Annotated in this window: 18 protein-coding genes; all 18 read left to right on the forward strand. The window is 43.2% G+C overall.

The window, feature by feature from the left end; translation table 11 throughout:
• Positions 1 to 39 precede the first annotated feature (39 nt).
• Positions 40 to 1089 carry a heat-inducible transcriptional repressor HrcA gene (hrcA, locus tag ACR65H_RS16280; protein WP_440501696.1) on the forward strand — a complete coding sequence of 350 codons (1050 nt, stop codon included), beginning with the start codon at positions 40 to 42 and terminating at the stop codon, positions 1087 to 1089.
• Positions 1086 to 1694 carry a nucleotide exchange factor GrpE gene (grpE, locus tag ACR65H_RS16285; RefSeq protein ID WP_440501698.1) on the forward strand — a complete coding sequence of 203 codons (609 nt, stop codon included), beginning with the start codon at positions 1086 to 1088 and terminating at the stop codon, positions 1692 to 1694. The genes hrcA and grpE overlap by 4 nt, the downstream gene beginning before the upstream one ends.
• Positions 1695 to 1738: 44 nt before the next feature.
• Positions 1739 to 3577, forward strand: coding sequence for a molecular chaperone DnaK (gene dnaK / locus ACR65H_RS16290; protein WP_440501700.1), 1839 nt, complete (start codon positions 1739 to 1741; stop codon positions 3575 to 3577).
• A 207-nt stretch (positions 3578 to 3784) separates the two neighbouring features.
• Positions 3785 to 4915, forward strand: coding sequence for a molecular chaperone DnaJ (gene dnaJ / locus ACR65H_RS16295; RefSeq protein ID WP_440501701.1), 1131 nt, complete (start codon positions 3785 to 3787; stop codon positions 4913 to 4915).
• Between the two features lie 15 nt (positions 4916 to 4930).
• Positions 4931 to 5875: a 50S ribosomal protein L11 methyltransferase gene (gene prmA / locus ACR65H_RS16300; protein WP_440501703.1), complete on the forward strand. Its 945-nt coding sequence runs from the start codon at positions 4931 to 4933 to the stop codon at positions 5873 to 5875.
• Between the two features lie 3 nt (positions 5876 to 5878).
• Complete coding sequence (locus tag ACR65H_RS16305; RefSeq protein ID WP_440501704.1) at positions 5879 to 6619, forward strand: 16S rRNA (uracil(1498)-N(3))-methyltransferase; 741 nt, start codon at positions 5879 to 5881, stop codon at positions 6617 to 6619.
• Positions 6620 to 6635: 16 nt separating this feature from the next.
• Positions 6636 to 7976: a tRNA (N(6)-L-threonylcarbamoyladenosine(37)-C(2))-methylthiotransferase MtaB gene (mtaB, locus tag ACR65H_RS16310; RefSeq protein WP_440501706.1), complete on the forward strand. Its 1341-nt coding sequence runs from the start codon at positions 6636 to 6638 to the stop codon at positions 7974 to 7976.
• Between the two features lie 110 nt (positions 7977 to 8086).
• Positions 8087 to 8758: a deoxyribose-phosphate aldolase gene (gene deoC / locus ACR65H_RS16315; protein ID WP_440501708.1), complete on the forward strand. Its 672-nt coding sequence runs from the start codon at positions 8087 to 8089 to the stop codon at positions 8756 to 8758.
• Positions 8759 to 8910: 152 nt separating this feature from the next.
• Entirely contained in the window at positions 8911 to 9084 is a 174-nt protein-coding gene (gene rpsU, locus ACR65H_RS16320) for a 30S ribosomal protein S21 (RefSeq protein ID WP_009496905.1), read from the forward strand.
• A 158-nt stretch (positions 9085 to 9242) separates the two neighbouring features.
• A complete protein-coding gene (locus ACR65H_RS16325; RefSeq protein WP_440501710.1) occupies positions 9243 to 10577 on the forward strand; it encodes an NfeD family protein in 1335 nt (444 codons plus the stop codon).
• A complete protein-coding gene (floA, locus tag ACR65H_RS16330; protein ID WP_495164286.1) occupies positions 10577 to 11587 on the forward strand; it encodes a flotillin-like protein FloA in 1011 nt (336 codons plus the stop codon). Before ACR65H_RS16325 ends, floA begins: the two co-directional genes overlap by 1 nt.
• 37 nt (positions 11588 to 11624) lie before the next feature.
• A complete protein-coding gene (locus ACR65H_RS16335) occupies positions 11625 to 12131 on the forward strand; it encodes a YqfB family membrane protein (RefSeq protein ID WP_440501712.1) in 507 nt (168 codons plus the stop codon).
• 47 nt (positions 12132 to 12178) lie between these two features.
• The gene (locus ACR65H_RS16340) at positions 12179 to 12436 is read left to right on the forward strand and encodes a hypothetical protein (RefSeq protein WP_440501714.1); all 258 of its coding nucleotides are present in this window, start codon (positions 12179 to 12181) and stop codon (positions 12434 to 12436) included.
• The gene (locus tag ACR65H_RS16345) at positions 12411 to 13514 is read left to right on the forward strand and encodes a sporulation protein YqfD (RefSeq protein ID WP_440501715.1); all 1104 of its coding nucleotides are present in this window, start codon (positions 12411 to 12413) and stop codon (positions 13512 to 13514) included. The genes ACR65H_RS16340 and ACR65H_RS16345 overlap by 26 nt, the downstream gene beginning before the upstream one ends.
• A 5-nt stretch (positions 13515 to 13519) precedes the next feature.
• Positions 13520 to 14479: a PhoH family protein gene (locus tag ACR65H_RS16350; protein ID WP_440501716.1), complete on the forward strand. Its 960-nt coding sequence runs from the start codon at positions 13520 to 13522 to the stop codon at positions 14477 to 14479.
• 119 nt (positions 14480 to 14598) lie between these two features.
• Positions 14599 to 16671, forward strand: coding sequence for an HD family phosphohydrolase (locus tag ACR65H_RS16355; protein WP_440501771.1), 2073 nt, complete (start codon positions 14599 to 14601; stop codon positions 16669 to 16671).
• A gap of 19 nt (positions 16672 to 16690) precedes the next feature.
• Positions 16691 to 17161: an rRNA maturation RNase YbeY gene (ybeY, locus tag ACR65H_RS16360; RefSeq protein WP_440501718.1), complete on the forward strand. Its 471-nt coding sequence runs from the start codon at positions 16691 to 16693 to the stop codon at positions 17159 to 17161.
• A gap of 7 nt (positions 17162 to 17168) precedes the next feature.
• Complete coding sequence (locus ACR65H_RS16365; protein WP_440501720.1) at positions 17169 to 17516, forward strand: diacylglycerol kinase family protein; 348 nt, start codon at positions 17169 to 17171, stop codon at positions 17514 to 17516.
• Positions 17517 to 17535 lie beyond the last annotated feature (19 nt).

The raw sequence follows: 17535 nt of genomic DNA on the forward strand, positions 1-17535 counted from the left end.
AGCACTCGTCATTAAGGAGTGCTAACAGGAGTGATGATTATGTTGACAAACAGACAATTGCTTATTTTGCAACTGACGGTTAACGATTTCATCGAATCCGCCCAACCTGTCGGATCAAGGCAGTTATCTAAAAAACCGGAAGCTCCGTTTAGTCCTGCGACCATTCGGAATGATATGGCAGACTTAGAGGAATTGGGTTATTTAGAAAAGACCCATACTTCCTCAGGTAGAGTCCCATCCGAAAAAGGCTACCGTTTCTATGTCGATCATTTATTGACACCTGAAAAGCTGACATCGGAAGACAGTATGCAATTACGTTCCTTATTTCAAAATCGGGTTACGGAAACGGAAGAACTTATACGGAATTCCGCAAAGATCATATCCGAATTGACGAATTATACGTCAATATTGTTAGGACCCGATATGTCCATGCATTCAGTGAAGCGGTTTTCCATCGTTCCATTGGATGATACGAAAGCGGTCGCCATCATTGTGACCGACAACGGGCATGTGGAGAACAGGGTCTTCGATGTTCCACAAGGCATGCTCGCATCGGATATTGAAAAGATGGTCAATATTTTAAATGAAAGGCTTGTTGGGACGCCATTGAGCGCTCTGCAAAACAAGCTTGCCCTGGAGACAAGAACTGTTTTCGAACAGCATGTGCACCATGCCGGAGAATTGTTCACCTCCTTCCAAAGGGCGATGACAATTAAGCCGGAAGAACGCCTGTATTTCGGCGGTAAAATGAATATGATGAAGCAGCCGGAATTCAACGATCTCCAAAAAATGAAAATGTTCTTCGAGTTGATGGAAAATGGCGTGCCTGCGATGACATTTTTTCAAGATGATTCAAAAGGCATTCATGTCCGCATCGGTTCCGAAAACAAACATAATGCAATGGAGGATTGCAGTGTGATAACTGCCAATTACTCGGCAGGCGATACGATGGCTGGTTCAATTGCCATAATTGGACCGAAACGAATGGACTACGGCAGGGTCATTACGATGCTTGACATCCTAAGTGAAAACTTATCTCAAGCATTATTGAATATGACCATTGGATTGGATAGGAGGAAAGATCAGTGACGGATAAAAAGGAAGAAGTGGAAAAGGACGTACAACAGGAAACAACAGATAATGAGATGGAGACCGTAAATGCGGAGGACATTGCTACAGAGAAACAAGAAACGGTTGACGAAGTCAGCGATGTAGGAGAAGACGCTGAAGAAGTAGATGAAAAGGATCAGAAAATCAGCGAGTTGGAATCCCAATTACAGGATCAGGAAAACAAGCTGCTACGCGTCCTTGCAGACTTTGAAAATGTCAAAAGAAGGAATGCTTTGGATCAGGAAGCGCTTGTCAAATACAAAGCGCAAAGCTTGTTAACATCTATTCTTCCTGTCTTGGACAACTTCGAGCGTGCTCTTGCTGTTGAAGTAAAAGTAGAAGAGGCACAATCGATCATGACAGGAATGGAAATGATTTATCGCAATCTTCTTGATGCGCTTAAAGGGGAAGGCCTTGCCGAAATAGAGGCGTTAGACAAGGAATTCGATCCGAATTTCCACCAGGCTGTCATGACGGGCAGTGATGCCGATAAGTCATCAGGCATCGTGCTTGAAGAGCTCCAAAAAGGGTATATGTTGAAAGATCGTGTACTTCGTCCTACCATGGTCAAAGTGAACGAATGATGATTGTAGATTAGTTGAAGATGCATTATTTAGGAGGAATTTAAATGAGCAAAATTATTGGTATCGACTTGGGTACAACAAACTCAGTAGTAGCAGTATACGAAGGTGGAGAAGCGAAAGTTATTCCGAACCCGGAAGGTAACCGTACAACTCCATCCGTAGTTGCGTTCAAAAACGGAGAACGCCAAGTCGGTGAAGTGGCAAAACGCCAATCTATTACGAATCCAAATACGATCATGTCAGTGAAAAGACATATGGGATCAGACTATAAAGTAAAAGTTGAAGATAAGGAATATACCCCGCAAGAAGTATCTGCAATGATCCTTCAATACATGAAAGGTTATGCGGAAGAATACTTAGGTGAAAAAGTGACGAAAGCAGTCATCACCGTTCCGGCATATTTCAACGATGCACAGCGTCAAGCTACGAAGGATGCTGGTACTATCGCAGGACTTGAAGTCGAAAGGATCATCAACGAGCCGACAGCTGCCGCTTTAGCTTACGGTCTAGATAAGACCGATGAGGATGAAACGATCCTTGTTTATGACCTTGGGGGCGGTACATTCGACGTATCGATTCTTGAGCTTGGCGATGGTGTCTTCCAAGTCCGTGCGACAGCAGGGGACAACAAATTGGGCGGAGACGACTTCGACGATGTTATCATCGATTACTTAGTGCAAGAATTCCGCAAAGAAAATGCTATCGACCTTTCGAAAGACAAAATGGCGATGCAACGCTTGAAAGACGCTGCTGAAAAAGCGAAGAAAGATCTTTCAGGTGTAACGTCAACTCAAATTTCATTGCCGTTCATCACTGCAGGAGAAGCAGGACCGCTTCACCTTGAAATTTCATTGTCTCGCGCTAAATTCGACGAATTGACTGCACATCTTGTTGAGCGCTCCATGGTGCCGACGCGCCAAGCGATGAAAGATGCAGATCTCTCTCCTTCCGATATCGATCGCGTCATCCTAGTTGGAGGATCTACTCGTATTCCTGCCGTACAGGAAGCGATTAAGAAAGAAACTGGCAAAGAGCCTTTCAAAGGAGTAAACCCTGACGAAGTAGTTGCAATGGGTGCGGCTGTTCAAGGTTCAATCCTTCGCGGAGACGTGAAAGATGTTGTTTTGCTTGACGTAACTCCACTTTCTCTTGGTATTGAAACAATGGGAAGCGTATTTACGAAATTAATTGAGAGAAATACAACTATCCCTACTAGCAAGTCCCAAGTGTTCTCAACTGCTGCAGACAACCAGCCTGCTGTTGATATCCATGTGTTGCAAGGTGAGCGTCCAATGGCTGCGGACAATAAAACACTCGGCCGTTTCCAATTAACAGATATCCCACCGGCTCCACGAGGAATTCCACAAATCGAAGTGACATTTGATATCGATAAAAACGGTATTGTTACTGTTAAAGCGAAAGACCTTGGAACTCAAAAAGAACAAAACATTACGATTCAATCAAGCTCTGGCCTTTCTGACGAAGAAATTGATCGAATGGTAAAAGATGCTGAAGCGAATGCGGAAGAAGATAAACGCCGTAAAGAAGAAGCGGACTTGAAAAATGATGCAGATCAGCTCGTATTCATGGCTGAAAAGACATTGAAAGACCTTGAAGGCAAAGTTTCTGAGGACGAAGTGAAAAAAGTCGAAGAAGCTAAAGAGGAATTGAAAAAAGCAGTCGAAGCTGGAAACTTAGACGAAATGCGTACGAAAAAACAATCGTTGGAAGAACTTGTCCAACAATTGTCGGTTAAATTGTATGAGCAGGCAGCTGCGGAAGCCCAAGCACAAGGCGGCTCAGCTGAAGCTGGCGATCAACCGAAAGGTGATGGTGTTGTCGATGCTGACTTCGAAGAAGTGGACGATGACAAGAAAAACTAATTGAACGAACGATTGACGGAAAAGTCAAAGTCCGATATTCCGGCTTTGGCTTTTTCTTTTGTTGAGCAATTGTGTTCTTGCCAACAGTAGTTTTGTCTCTTTTTTCTGAGCGTGTTACAATGAGTCGTAACTTTTAACTAGAACGGTTATAAGCTTGAATATGGTTCGTGAACTGCGAATGTCAAAGATTCATGGGAGAGTGGAATAATGAGTAAGCGAGATTATTACGAAGTGCTTGGCGTATCGAAAACGGCGAGCAAAGAGGAAATTAGAAAAGCCTACCGGAAATTGTCAAAACAATATCATCCCGATTTGAATAAAGAAGCGGGAGCAGAAGAGAAATTCAAGGAAGTAACAGAAGCATTTGAAACATTAAGCGATGAAAATAAACGTGCGAATTATGACCAATTCGGCCATGCCGATCCAAACCAAGGCTTTGGTGGATTTGGCGGCTTTAGTGGCGGTTCTGCTGACGGATTCGGTTTCGAAGACATATTCAGCACATTCTTCGGAGGAGGGTCGAGAAGACGGGACCCAAATGCGCCGAGGAAAGGTGATGACCTCCAGTATTCCATGACAATCGATTTTATGGAAGCTGTATTCGGAAAAGAGACCGAAATCGAGTTGCCTAGGGAAGAAAAGTGCGATACATGTGACGGAACCGGAGCTAAAAAAGGAACACCGGTAAATACATGTTCTCACTGCGGCGGTTCTGGACAAATTTCAGTCACCCAAAACACTCCGCTTGGTCAAATGGTGAATCGCCGAACATGTCCGCATTGTCAAGGGACAGGGAAAATCATTCCTGAAAAATGTGAAACTTGCCATGGCTCAGGCCGTGTGACGAAACGTAAAAAGATCAAAGTGACAATTCCTGCAGGTGTCGACGATGGGCAACAATTACGCGTGTCAGGCCAAGGTGAAGCCGGCATCAACGGCGGCCCGGCTGGAGACTTGTATATCGTCTTTAGAGTGAAGGATCATGACCGCTTTGTTCGTGAAGGCGATGATATTTACTTGGAGTTGCCTCTTACATTCCCGCAATTGGCGCTAGGTGATGAAATCGAAGTACCGACCGTATCCGGGACCGTAAAACTGAAAATACCAGCAGGAACGCAAACGGGAACAAATTTCCGCCTTCGTGGAAAAGGTGTAAAAAATGTTCACGGTCATGGAGTTGGTGATCAACACGTCATCGTCAAAGCAATTACCCCTAAAAAAATGACGGAAAAACAGAAAGAGCTTCTCCGTGAATTCGCTTCAATTGAAGGCAACTCGCCGGATGAGTATTCGAGCTCACTTTTTGATAAAATCAAAAGAACAATAAAAGGCGATTGAAAGGGATGAACGTAGTTGAAATGGTCCGAAATCTCCATCCATACGTCACATGAGGCGACAGAAGCAGTTGCAAACATTTTACATGAAGCAGGTGCGAGCGGAGTTATCATCGAAGATTCCGAAGAGCCTGATCGAATTCATGAAGATCGTTTCGGTGAAATATATGAACTGAAAAAAGAAGATTTCCCTATGGAAGGGGTCATTGTAAAAGCTTATTTGCCAGTCAATAGTTTTTTAATTGAGACGGTAAAGGAAATTGGTGAATCCGTCAATGAACTGGCTGAGTACGGATTGGATGTCGGACTCAATCAAGTGCAGACGAACGAGGTCGATGAAGAGGATTGGGCAACGGCTTGGAAAAAATACTACCATCCTGTCAAGATTTCTGGCAGATTCACGATTGTTCCAACGTGGGAAACATACGAGCCGGTCGATTCTGATGAGTTAATCATTGAACTCGATCCTGGTATGGCCTTCGGCACAGGGACGCACCCAACGACAGTCATGTGTCTCCAAGCGTTGGAGAAATACGTCAAGCGAGGCGACTCTGTCATAGATGTCGGAACAGGCTCGGGCGTTTTGTCGATCGGAGCGGCACTTCTTGGCGCATCCAAAGTGCAAGCTTTAGATCTGGACGAAGTTGCTGTGCAAGCGGCGAAAGAAAATATCGCTTTAAACAAGGTGGAAAATGTCGTTGACGTAACTCATGGCAACTTACTGGATTCCATTAAAGAGCCGGCATCCATCATTGTTGCGAATATCTTGGCAGAAGTAATTATGACGTTTTCTGAAGATGCTTATTCAATTCTGCCTCAAGATGGGTTATTCATCGTTTCAGGAATCATCGCTCAAAAACGTGACCTAGTGAAGGAAGACCTCCAAAGCAAAGGATTTGAAATTATTGAATCCGTCTTAATGGAAGAGTGGGTGGCAATTGTCGCAGTCAAAAGGGGCGTGTGAGGTTTGCAACGTTATTTCTTAGAGACATCATTTGATAACGATGGAAATGCTCATATTTCAGGTGATGACGGGAAGCACATCGTCAAAGTGATGAGGATGGAAGTTGGTGATTGCATCATTGCAGTTGATGAAGGAGAGGCTTTCATTTCTGAAATTACCGATATCCTCAATGACGGTGTAGCCGTAAAGAAAAAGGATGGTCCATTGCCTTCAAATGAGATGCAAGTGAATGTAACAATTGCATGCGGCTTGCCTAAAGGTGATAAATTGGATTTTATCGTCCAAAAAGGAACCGAGCTTGGAATGAGGTCAATTATCCCTTTTGAAGCAGAGCGATCCATCGTCAAATGGGATACGAAAAAAGGGAGTAAAAAGGTGGAGAGGCTTCAAAAGATTGCAAAGGAAGCAGCGGAACAATGTCATCGGACGATTATGCCCGAAGTATTGTCTCCGATGTCCTTCAAGCAGTTGCTGAAGGAGTCCAAAAACTACGATATCCGATTTTTTGCAGATGAAGAAGATGCAAAAGGCACTGATCCGAACAAGATTGCAGATAGATTGAAAAACGTGTATCATAAACAAACGGTGCTCGTTGTTTTCGGTCCTGAAGGCGGATTGTCCAGAAAAGAAGCTGAGGAAATGAGCGCTGCGGACTTCCTATCGGTTTCGTTAGGACCGCGCATACTTAGGACAGAAACCGCTCCACTTTATTTTTTGTCCGCCATGTCATACGAATTTGAATGAAAGAGGTGAGCAGCTAGTGTCTTCTGTCGCATTTCATACATTAGGCTGCAAAGTGAACCATTATGAAACGGAAGCGATCTGGCAGCTTTTCAAGGATGCCGGTTATGAACGCTCCGATTTCGAAAAAAACGCAGACGTTTACGTAATTAATACATGTACGGTCACGAATACTGGCGATAAGAAAAGTCGTCAAGTCATTCGGAGAGCCATTCGGCAAAATCCGGATGCGGTTATTTGTGTTACTGGTTGCTATGCACAGACTTCCCCGGCTGAAATTATGGCTATTCCGGGAGTCGATATTGTCGTCGGTACACAGGACCGTACGAAATTGCTTGGTCTAATAGATGAATACAAAATAGAACGGCAACCGATCAATGCTGTCCGGAACATTATGAAGAATCGTGTATATGAAGAACTCGATGTACCTGCATTCACAGATCGTACAAGAGCTTCTTTAAAAATTCAGGAAGGCTGCAATAACTTCTGCACATTTTGTATCATTCCATGGGCTCGTGGACTTATGCGCTCTAGGGATCCCGAAGAAGTTATCCGTCAAGCTCAGCAGCTCGTCGATGCAGGTTATCTAGAAATCGTTCTTACGGGAATCCATACAGGCGGATATGGCGAGGATTTGAAGGATTATAATCTAGCACGTCTACTGCGAGACCTTGAAACCCGAGTAAAAGGGTTGAAACGACTTCGGATCAGTTCCATTGAAGCTAGCCAATTGACTGACGAAGTGATCGATGTGCTGCGTGAGTCAACTAAAATCGTAAGGCATTTGCATATTCCAATTCAATCTGGATCCAACACGGTTCTCAAACGGATGAGAAGGAAATATACAATGGAATTTTTTGCGGAACGTCTAGATCGTCTGCGCGAAGCATTGCCACATCTTGCAATCACATCTGATGTCATCGTAGGTTTCCCTGGTGAGACGGAAGAAGAATTCATGGAAACGTATAATTTCATTAGAGATCATCGTTTTTCTGAGTTGCATGTCTTCCCTTATTCAAAACGGACGGGAACTCCGGCTGCGCGGATGGATGATCAGATCGATGAAGAAGTTAAGAATGAACGTGTACATCGACTGCTTGAGTTGAATGACCAATTGGCAAAACAATACGCTGCTGAATTTGAAGACGAAGTGCTTGAAGTGATTCCGGAAGAGAAATATAAGTTGGACCCGGAAAGTGGTTTGTATGAAGGTTATACGGACAACTACTTGAAAATCGTATTCCAGGCAGATGAGTCAATGGTCGGCAAAATCGTTAAAGTAAAAATAACGAAGGCTGGATATCCATATAACGAGGGTCAATTCGTCCGTGTTATTGAAGAGGAAGAAGCTTTTGTGTGAACAAATTTAGAAAACGGTTCATCCATTGTTGGGTGAACTGTTTTTTAATGCGAAGAATGTCCTTCTTTGCTATGATGAAAGAGGTACGTACAACTGGAGGAGGAATTATTTTGAATCAACAATACGCAGCATATATCGACCATACATTACTGAAAGCGGATGCGACAAAAGAGGAGATCATTCAACTTTGCGAAGAAGCAAAAACATATTCGTTTGCATCTGTATGTGTGAACCCTGCATGGGTCAAAACGGCAGCAGAGGTACTAAAAGGGTCATCTGTGAAAGTGTGTACAGTGATCGGTTTTCCTTTAGGTGCTTCTACAAGTGAAGTAAAAGCATTTGAAACGAAAGATGCGATTGAAAACGGCGCTGGTGAAATCGATATGGTCATTAATATCGGAGCGCTTCGAAGCGGCGATGATGAACTCGTTAAAAATGATATTGCTGCAGTCGTCGAATCGGCAAAAGGCAAAGCGATTGTGAAAGTGATCATTGAAACTTCATTGCTCACTGAACAAGAGAAAAGAAAAGCTTGTGAACTTTCACGAGCTGTTGGTGCTGATTTTGTCAAAACTTCAACTGGTTTCTCCACTGGAGGAGCTACTGAAGAAGATGTAAAGCTAATGCGCGGAGTCGTCGGTCCCGAAATGGGTGTAAAAGCATCCGGAGGGGTTCGCAGCTTTGATGATATGAAAAAGATGATTGAAGCAGGCGCTACAAGAATCGGTGCAAGTTCAGGCGTGCAAATCATGCAAGGACTAGAGGGGAATTCTGCATATTGATAGGGCATCTACTGTGAAACAGAAAATTTTCCTATTTAGCAAAGATATTTTGAAAGTTTTTTATTGACCACTCACAGATAGTGCGTTATAATTTTTTAGTACAAGGAGTAAAACCTTGTTTCGAAGTGTGCTCGGAGGGAGGGACAAGAGATATGACGAAAACTGTCGTTCGCAAAAATGAATCGCTTGAAGATGCTCTTCGCCGCTTCAAACGTACTGTATCAAAAAGTGGTACAATACAAGAGGTAAGAAAGCGTGAGTTCTATGAGAAGCCAAGTGTCAAACGTAAAAAGAAGTCTGAGGCTGCTCGTAAGCGTAAATTCTAATATCTGTCCATATTAACTAACAAAAATAAGTATGTTATGAATGAAACCGGAAGATCCTATTGGATTTTCCGGTTTTTGTATTGTTTTGAATGAAACTTTTTAACAAGTCCATACGTAAAGAAGGTATAATGGACATAAAGAAAGAGGTGAATGAACGAATGCGTAAAATGATAGGGACGTTTCTCCTGTTCATTTTATTCTTATCCGCGATTTCAATACCTTTTGCGCAAACGGATGCAGCCACCGAAAAAGTATACCACGTGAAATTAAACAAGGAAGTGGAGAAAGGCCTTCATGCTTATTTGAAACGGTCCTTTAAGGAAGCAGAAGAAGCCGGGGCAAAGATGGTCATCCTTGAAATTAATACAAATGGGGGTTTTGTTGACGCAGCAGGTGAAATTGGAAAACTCATGGATGAGACTAAGCCTGAAATCATTGCCTATATCAACTACAAAGCACTTTCCGCAGGAGCATACATCGCACTCCATGCTGAAAAGATCTACATGTCTCCGAATGGAAAGATTGGTGCTGCTCAAGTAATTGAAGGGGCTAGTGGAAATGCCGCGGAAGATAAAGCCCATAGTTTTTGGGTGGCTGAAATGAAAAGCGCTGCAGAATCACATGGCCGAAATCCAGATTATGCAATCGCCATGGCGGAGCCTTCCATCGAAATGCCTCAATATCGAGCGCCTGTAGGCAAGTTGCTTACGCTCACTGCAAGCGAAGCGGAAGAAGTCGGTTATAGTAAAGGCACCGTTTCGTCGATCCAGGAAATTCTGCAATTGAATGGATTGGAAAAAGCCGAAATCGTAGAGACGAATGTGACCTTCACTGAAGGAATTGCACGTTTTATTACACATCCAATCGTCGTACCAATTCTTCTATCCATTGCAGGCTTGGGCCTCGTTGTGGAGCTTTATTCACCAGGCTTCGGTGTTCCGGGGACGATGGCGCTTTCAGCATTGCTGCTCTTCTTTTTCGGACATCTTATTGCGGGGCTTGCCGGATATGAAACGCTCATTCTGTTCATAATCGGCATTGTGCTCATTGTGCTTGAATTTTTCTTGGCAGGTGGGATAGCAGGCCTCCTTGGAGCGGTCGCTATCGTTGTTAGTATCATTTTGGCGGGTGCCAATCCAGTGTTCATGGCGTATTCTGTCCTGATTGCGATTGCAGTAGCCGTCAGCGGGATGGTGATTATTATGAAGTTTTTTGGTAGGAAACTGCACTTGCTGAATAAAGTCATCTTGATGGATTCGACAGATACAGAAAGCGGTTATGTATCGAATGTAAATCGGGTCGAGCTTCTCGGCAAAAAAGCGATGACAATTACGCCTCTTCGTCCATCGGGAACGATTGATATGGAAGGCGAACGAATTGATGTCGTTTCACAAGGAAGCTATATCGATAGAGGAAAACATGTTATCATTGTGAAGGTTGAAGGATCCCGGATCGTTGTTCGGGAATTCGAAGAAAAGGGGGAAAATGAATAATGGGTATAGCAGTTGGAGGAAGTATGATTGTTACTATTGCAGTCATTATCGGAGCAATCATTATTTTGTCGGTATTTTTTACACTAGTTCCTGTAACACTATGGATTTCCGCGCTAGCGGCGGGTGTACGAGTAAGCATTTTCACATTGATCGGTATGCGTCTTCGCCGGGTTATCCCGAGCAGGGTTGTCAATCCGCTCATCAAAGCGCATAAAGCAGGTTTGAATGTTGCTATTAATCAGCTTGAGAGCCACTACTTGGCTGGGGGTAACGTAGACCGGGTCGTAAATGCATTAATTGCCGCGCATCGTGCGAATATCGAATTATCATTTGAACGTGCCGCAGCGATTGACTTGGCAGGTCGTGATGTTCTTGAAGCGGTTCAAATGTCCGTAAACCCTAAAGTTATCGAAACACCATTTATTGCTGGTGTGGCTATGAATGGTATCGAAGTTAAGGCGAAGGCACGAATTACTGTTCGTGCAAACATCGACCGACTAGTCGGTGGTGCAGGTGAAGAAACCGTAGTTGCACGTGTCGGGGAAGGTATCGTTTCGACAATCGGTTCTTCTGTTGACCATGCTAAAGTTTTGGAAAATCCGGATTTGATCTCCCAGACAGTTTTAGCTAAAGGTCTTGACTCTGGAACGGCCTTCGAAATCTTATCCATCGATATTGCAGACGTTGATATCGGTAAAAACATTGGAGCTGAACTTCAAACTGAACAGGCAATGGCTGATAAGAACATTGCGCAGGCGAAAGCGGAAGAGCGTCGTGCAATGGCTGTCGCGAATGAGCAGGAAATGAAAGCGAAAGTCCAAGAGATGCGTGCAAAAGTGGTCGGTGCTGAGGCGGAAGTTCCTTTAGCGATGGCTGAAGCTCTCCGGACAGGCAATATCGGCATTATGGATTATATGAACTATAAAAATATCCAAGCGGATACAGGTATGCGTGATTCCATTAGTAAAATTGGTGGGGAACAGCAAAAACCTGACACAACTAAAGAGTGACATTTGAGCTGAAAATTCCCGGAAAGGGGATGCACAGATGGAAACGTTAATTATAGCAATCGCCATGGGACTTATCAGCATGTTTTTTAAAGGGAAGAAGTCTGATGAGCCCGAGAAGAAGTCACAACCTAAACGACCACCTGCATCACAAGGCCCTTCTGAACAACCGGATCCAATACGGAAGTTGAAGGAAATGTCCCGAGAGATGTACAAGGAAATCCAGCGTGAATTTCAAACGGAAATCGATGAACCTCCAAGCAGGCAGCCATCTGAACGCCAACCCGCTCCGGCTGTTACAACGCCATTTAAAGCGAAAGTAGCTGAAAGCAGGGGACGCCTCATAGAAGCTCCGGTTCACGTGGATATGATACACGACAGGACATCGAAACGGGAACCGCATCGTGGTCGTTTATCGGCTCATCAGGGCACTCTCATCACAAAAGAGCCGGTCAAACATAATGAGATGATACCGAAAAATGAAAATGACTTGATCAAAGGCATAATATTCTCTGAAATTTTAGGGCCTCCTAAGTCAAAACAATAATCATTGACCCCCTATCCAAATCATAGGCTTGGATAGGGGGTTTTATCTTGAAAAAATTATTTAAAATGAACTCAACTGTAACGATTGAAGAATTTGTTTCGGTCAAAATTACAGGTCCTTATTCTTTAATGAAGCTTGGACCGGATTATGCAACGATTCGTTGCGGTGATCATGTTATCGAAGCTGCGGGGGAGGAGCTAATCGTCGAAACGCTGTCGGAAGAAATGGCTGTATTCTCATTTGAAGTATTAACATCCGTGATAGTTAAAGAGATGAAAGATGGACAGGGCGCATATGATTCATAAGCGATTTAACGTCATTCTTATTGGCAAAACTGACCCTTCTAGATTTTTGACATTTCTTGCAACATCTGGTGTGAAGGTTTCTGGAATTATGGAGTCCGGAAAAGGGATACGTTTCCGCACCGATAAAAAAGGTATTCAATTCATAAGGAAACATAGACGACGATATAAAATGAAAGTTTCAATCAAACCTGCAGATGATGGGGCGGTTGAAAAAAGGCTTTTCACATCCTTCCGATTTCTCATTGCTTGTCTTATCCCGCTCGTTGCATCGTTATTCCTTTGGAAAATCGAAATAGAAACGGATGTGCCAGAAGTATCGGAGAGGATCAGCAACAAGCTAGAGGACATTTCGATATCGATGTATCGCCCGCTATCGTTGATTCCCGATGAAGGGGAAATCCGCAGAGCGCTCATGTTGGAGGATCCATCGCTCTCTTGGGTACGTTTTAAGCGGTCAGGAAGTACATTGACCGTCATACCGATGCTCTCCCCGAAATTGAATGACAAAGTCGAAAAGGTGGGACCGCCTTCAGATCTCGTTGCACGAACAGGTGGCGTCATAACAAGTTTTCAGTTGAGCAGAGGCGAAAGGGTTGCTCGATTGCATCAAACGGTTAAAAAAGGTGATTTACTTGCTACCGGAATTTTGGAGCAAGGGAATAAGCGTGCAGTTGTCGGTGCTGAAGGATCTGTATATGCAGATTTTTGGATGGAGTATTCTTTTAAAATTCCGAAAACAGTTGATTATCATCTGCTTGGAGAAGAAAATGTCATTATCCATTGGCAATCTCCTGTTGTCTGGAAAAAGGGTGAAATGCCCGATTTTCGATCTTTTATTAGAACAGAAAGATACCGTGAAGACAGGCTTGATCAATTTGAGCTGACGGAAGGCATGGAGGAAGATGTAATCATTCCGTTACTAAAATATAAAATCATGACAGAAACACAAACCGATCTCATCATAAAAGATGAAAACATTTTACACTTGACGTTCGGAAATGATACAGTTGAGGGGACTATATTGTTTTTAATGAATGAGAATATAGCGATAAAAAGACCGTTATCCCAAGGAGACTGAAACTATTGAGCGAACAACTGATACAACTTCATATCGAGGAACCGAATGAGGCCGTCATGCTTCTCGGCATTTCCGATCAAAATATGAAATTGATTGAAGAATCCATGAATATTTCCATCCTTACCCGCGGAGATACGATTTCACTTGCCGGGGAAGAACAAGATATCATTGCCGGGAAGTATCTACTAGAGCAATTGTTAAAAGTGATCCGTAAAGGGATCAACATCAATTTACGCGATATTTCCACAGCGATAGAAATGGTGAAAAATGGCACGATTGAATATTTTGCCGAGTTATATGATGAAGAAATTGCTCGGACGGCAAAAGGGAAGGCAATCCGTGCGAAGACGATCGGCCAACGGGAGTACATTCATGCAATCCGGAAAAATGACTTAGTATTCTGTATCGGCCCAGCAGGTACCGGTAAGACGTACCTCGCAGTCGTTCTTGCTGTGCAGGCAATGAAGACAGGATCTGTAAAGCGAATTATATTGACAAGGCCGGCAGTAGAAGCCGGTGAAAGCCTAGGATTTCTTCCTGGAGATTTGAAAGAGAAGGTCGATCCTTATTTACGTCCTCTTTACGATGCTCTGCATGACGTTCTAGGGGCTGAACATACGGAAAGGCTCATAGAGCGGGGAGCGATCGAAATCGCGCCCTTGGCGTATATGAGGGGCCGTACGCTAGACGATGCTTTCGTCATTCTCGATGAGGCGCAGAACACGACAAAAGCGCAAATGAAAATGTTTTTGACTCGACTTGGATTTGGCTCCAAAATGGTCATAACAGGCGACAAGACACAAATCGATTTACCTCGAGGCGTTGACTCGGGACTGAATGCTTCTGAATCGATCTTGAAGAAAGTACCTGAAATTCATTTTCAATATCTGGAGCAAGGTGACGTCGTACGACATCCGATCGTCGCAAAAATCATCGAGGCGTATGAAAGTGAGCAGTCATCTTAACATGACTGCTCTTTCATCATTTCAACAACGAACGAAAAGATAAAGAGAGATAGGGGGAATTGTTTGTGTTCACACCCATCATTAAACTTTTCAAGTCCTTGAAATTTAAATATTTATCAATGTTCGTCATAGGATTAGCAGCTATCGCATTATTTTCCCTCATGTATGGAAATGTTAAGCAGGAAACGTATGAGCTTCATGAATTCAAAATCTCTCCAAAGACGATCCGTTCTTTGAAAACGGTTGAAGATACTGTCAAAACGGAGCAGGAAAAGAAAAGAATTGAATCGGAAGTAACACCGTTTTATCAGTTTTCGGAAGATATTGCGAAGAACAGGGCTGCCATCGCCATAAACTTATTCGATTTCATCATAGATGAAAAACAACAGAATGTCCCGGATACCGGAAATCCAGATAAAAAAGTGAAAACACGTTCCGAACAAATTAAAGATATTAGGGATAAATTTTTGAAGCTGGAAGAAGAGGAGCCGGGCCTTCGTTTGACCGATGATGCGATTTCAAGCTTGTTAACAAGAGATGTATCCGTTTTGCGCAAAATGCAAAATGAAATTTCAAGCATTATTACGGAAGAATTGTCCAAGCCTATCCGGAGCGGTGATTTGTCTACGGTCCGCTACGAAGTGGAAAGGAAATTACGATTATCAGAAGCAATTCCTCCTGCGGAATTACAAACGCTTATAACATTAGGGAGATCGCTCGTTGTAGAAACGGAAACAATAAACAAAGAATTGACAGACAAACGAATCGAAGAGGAAAAAAATGCAGTTGAGCCTACTAGGATTTTGCAAGGTCAAGTCATCGTTCGTGAAGGCCAATTCATAGATTCGGAAATTTACAGACAGTTGGAATTGACAGGCCTATTAACAAACCGGTCCTCTACGAAGCCGATGGCTGGACTCATACTGTATGTTGTTTTTGTCTCCTCTATTGTTGCGATGCATTTCACAACATGGCGGGAAGACAATAATAAGAAAAAGAAATCATTGCTGATCGTCTATTCCGTCTTCTTCATTCTAGTAATTATGATGAAGCTTATCAGTTTGATTGATAAAGAGTTTGATGTGCAGATTGCATTCCTGTTTCCGACGGCACTGGCACCTCTTCTTGTAAAGCTGCTAACGAATGAACGGTTAGCTTTCATGTTGACGATTATTACTGCCTCTACCGCTGGCATTATGCTTCAGGAAGGGTTCGCCGCAATCATGCAAATGGAAATTGCACTCTATATTTTGTTCAGTGGACTCATAAGCATCTATGTTTTAGGGAACAACGGACGAAGATCGAATATTTTACGGACGAGCCTCGTCGTGGCTGCGTCTAATATCCTATTTATAGGTTTCTATTTATTGATGACCCAGTCAACGTATGAGTTATCCGAGTTGGTATTTTACTTGATAGCCGCATTAGCTTCAGGAATATTGTCTGGAGCTTTGACGATTGGTCTAATGCCTTTTTTCGAGTCTGCTTTCGGGTTGCTTTCGGATATGAGGCTGATCGAATTATCAAACCCGAATCACCCTCTTTTGAAAAAAGTACTTACCGAAACACCAGGTACATATCATCATAGTGTAATGGTCGCCAACTTGGCAGACGCTGCATGTGAATCGGTCGGGGCGGATGGACTGCTGGCAAGAGTAGGTAGTTATTATCATGATATCGGGAAGACGATACGACCAGGTTTTTTTATCGAGAATCAGCATGGCACCGTCAATCCACATGATGAATTGCCACCAGAAAAAAGCCGTGATATTATTATTGCCCATGCAAATGACGGTGCAGACCTGCTTGCTAAGCATAAAATGCCGATAGAAATCATTAATATCGCAAGGCAGCACCATGGAACAAGCTTTTTGAAGTTTTTCTTTGTAAAGGCGAAGGAATTGGGACAGGATGTAGTAGAGGATGATTTTCGCTATCCAGGACCGAAGCCGCAGACGAAGGAAATCGCCATCATTTCAATTGCGGATAGTGTCGAAGCGGCAGTGCGTTCTTTAAAGGAGCCGACACCGGAAAAAATAGCGAAATTAGTCAAATCGATTATCGCCTCGAAATTGAATGACGGGCAATTCGATGAATGTGATTTATCGATGAAGGAACTAAAAACGATTGAAAATGTTATTTGTGAAACGTTAAACGGCATTTTCCATAGCCGGATTGAATATCCGGACTGATCAGAAGGAAGGCGAAACAATGCTGGATATTTATTTTAATGATGAAACGGAAAAAGTGTCCGAAGACATTACACAACTCGTGGCGGAAGTTTTGAATCATGCAGCAGGAATGGAAGGGCTATCCGGCCAGCCTGAAGTGTCGGTGACTTTCATGACGGATGAAGAAATTCGGAAAATAAATGCTCAATACAGAGGAAAAGATAAGGCGACCGATGTCATTTCATTTGCGCTTGAGGAAATGACAGAAGGAGAAATCGCTGTCATCCAGGAAGAGGACATGCCGATTGTCCTAGGTGACATTCTTATATCAGTTGAGACAGCGTCCAGACAAGCTGCCGAATACGGCCACGATGAGAGGCGCGAAATCGGCTTCCTTGCCTTGCATGGTTTCCTGCATCTTCTTGGATATGACCATATGACGGAAGAAGATGAAAAGAAGATGTTTGGAAGGCAGAAGGAAATTCTTACATCATTCGGCTTAGAAAGGTAGGAAGGAGATGCATCCTTTCTTCAAGTCTTTCCATTATGCTCTAAAAGGAATACGGCATGGCATTTTGAATGAACGTAATTTAAGGTTTCATGCATTTGCTATAGTTGTCGTATCGATTGCAGGTGTATTCACTGGCCTCACTGCAACAGAATGGTGCATCATCTTTATTCTGTTTGGTGGCATGACTGCTTTAGAGTTGATAAATACTGCCATTGAACGAACTGTAGATCTTATTACAAATGAGATTCATCCCCTAGCGGAACAGGCGAAGGACGTAGCAGCTGGAGCTGTTTTGATTTTCGCATTTTTCTCTGCAATTATTGCAATGATCATATTTATTCCGAAATGGTTGTAAATAAAATTACGTAGAGGTG

The sequence above is a fragment of the Sporosarcina sp. SAFN-015 genome, from assembly GCF_059415085.1.

Coding starts and splice junctions, on each gene's coding strand:
- hrcA (WP_440501696.1), top strand. CDS start 40: ATGTTGACAAACAGACAATTGCTTATTTTGCAACTGACGGTTAACGAT.
- dnaK (WP_440501700.1), top strand. CDS start 1,739: ATGAGCAAAATTATTGGTATCGACTTGGGTACAACAAACTCAGTAGTA.
- dnaJ (WP_440501701.1), top strand. CDS start 3,785: ATGAGTAAGCGAGATTATTACGAAGTGCTTGGCGTATCGAAAACGGCG.
- rpsU (WP_009496905.1), top strand. CDS start 8,911: ATGACGAAAACTGTCGTTCGCAAAAATGAATCGCTTGAAGATGCTCTT.
- ACR65H_RS16325 (WP_440501710.1), top strand. CDS start 9,243: ATGCGTAAAATGATAGGGACGTTTCTCCTGTTCATTTTATTCTTATCC.
- floA (WP_495164286.1), top strand. CDS start 10,577: ATGGGTATAGCAGTTGGAGGAAGTATGATTGTTACTATTGCAGTCATT.
- ACR65H_RS16335 (WP_440501712.1), top strand. CDS start 11,625: ATGGAAACGTTAATTATAGCAATCGCCATGGGACTTATCAGCATGTTT.
- ACR65H_RS16345 (WP_440501715.1), top strand. CDS start 12,411: ATGGACAGGGCGCATATGATTCATAAGCGATTTAACGTCATTCTTATT.
- ACR65H_RS16355 (WP_440501771.1), top strand. CDS start 14,599: ATGTTCGTCATAGGATTAGCAGCTATCGCATTATTTTCCCTCATGTAT.
- ybeY (WP_440501718.1), top strand. CDS start 16,691: ATGCTGGATATTTATTTTAATGATGAAACGGAAAAAGTGTCCGAAGAC.
- ACR65H_RS16365 (WP_440501720.1), top strand. CDS start 17,169: ATGCATCCTTTCTTCAAGTCTTTCCATTATGCTCTAAAAGGAATACGG.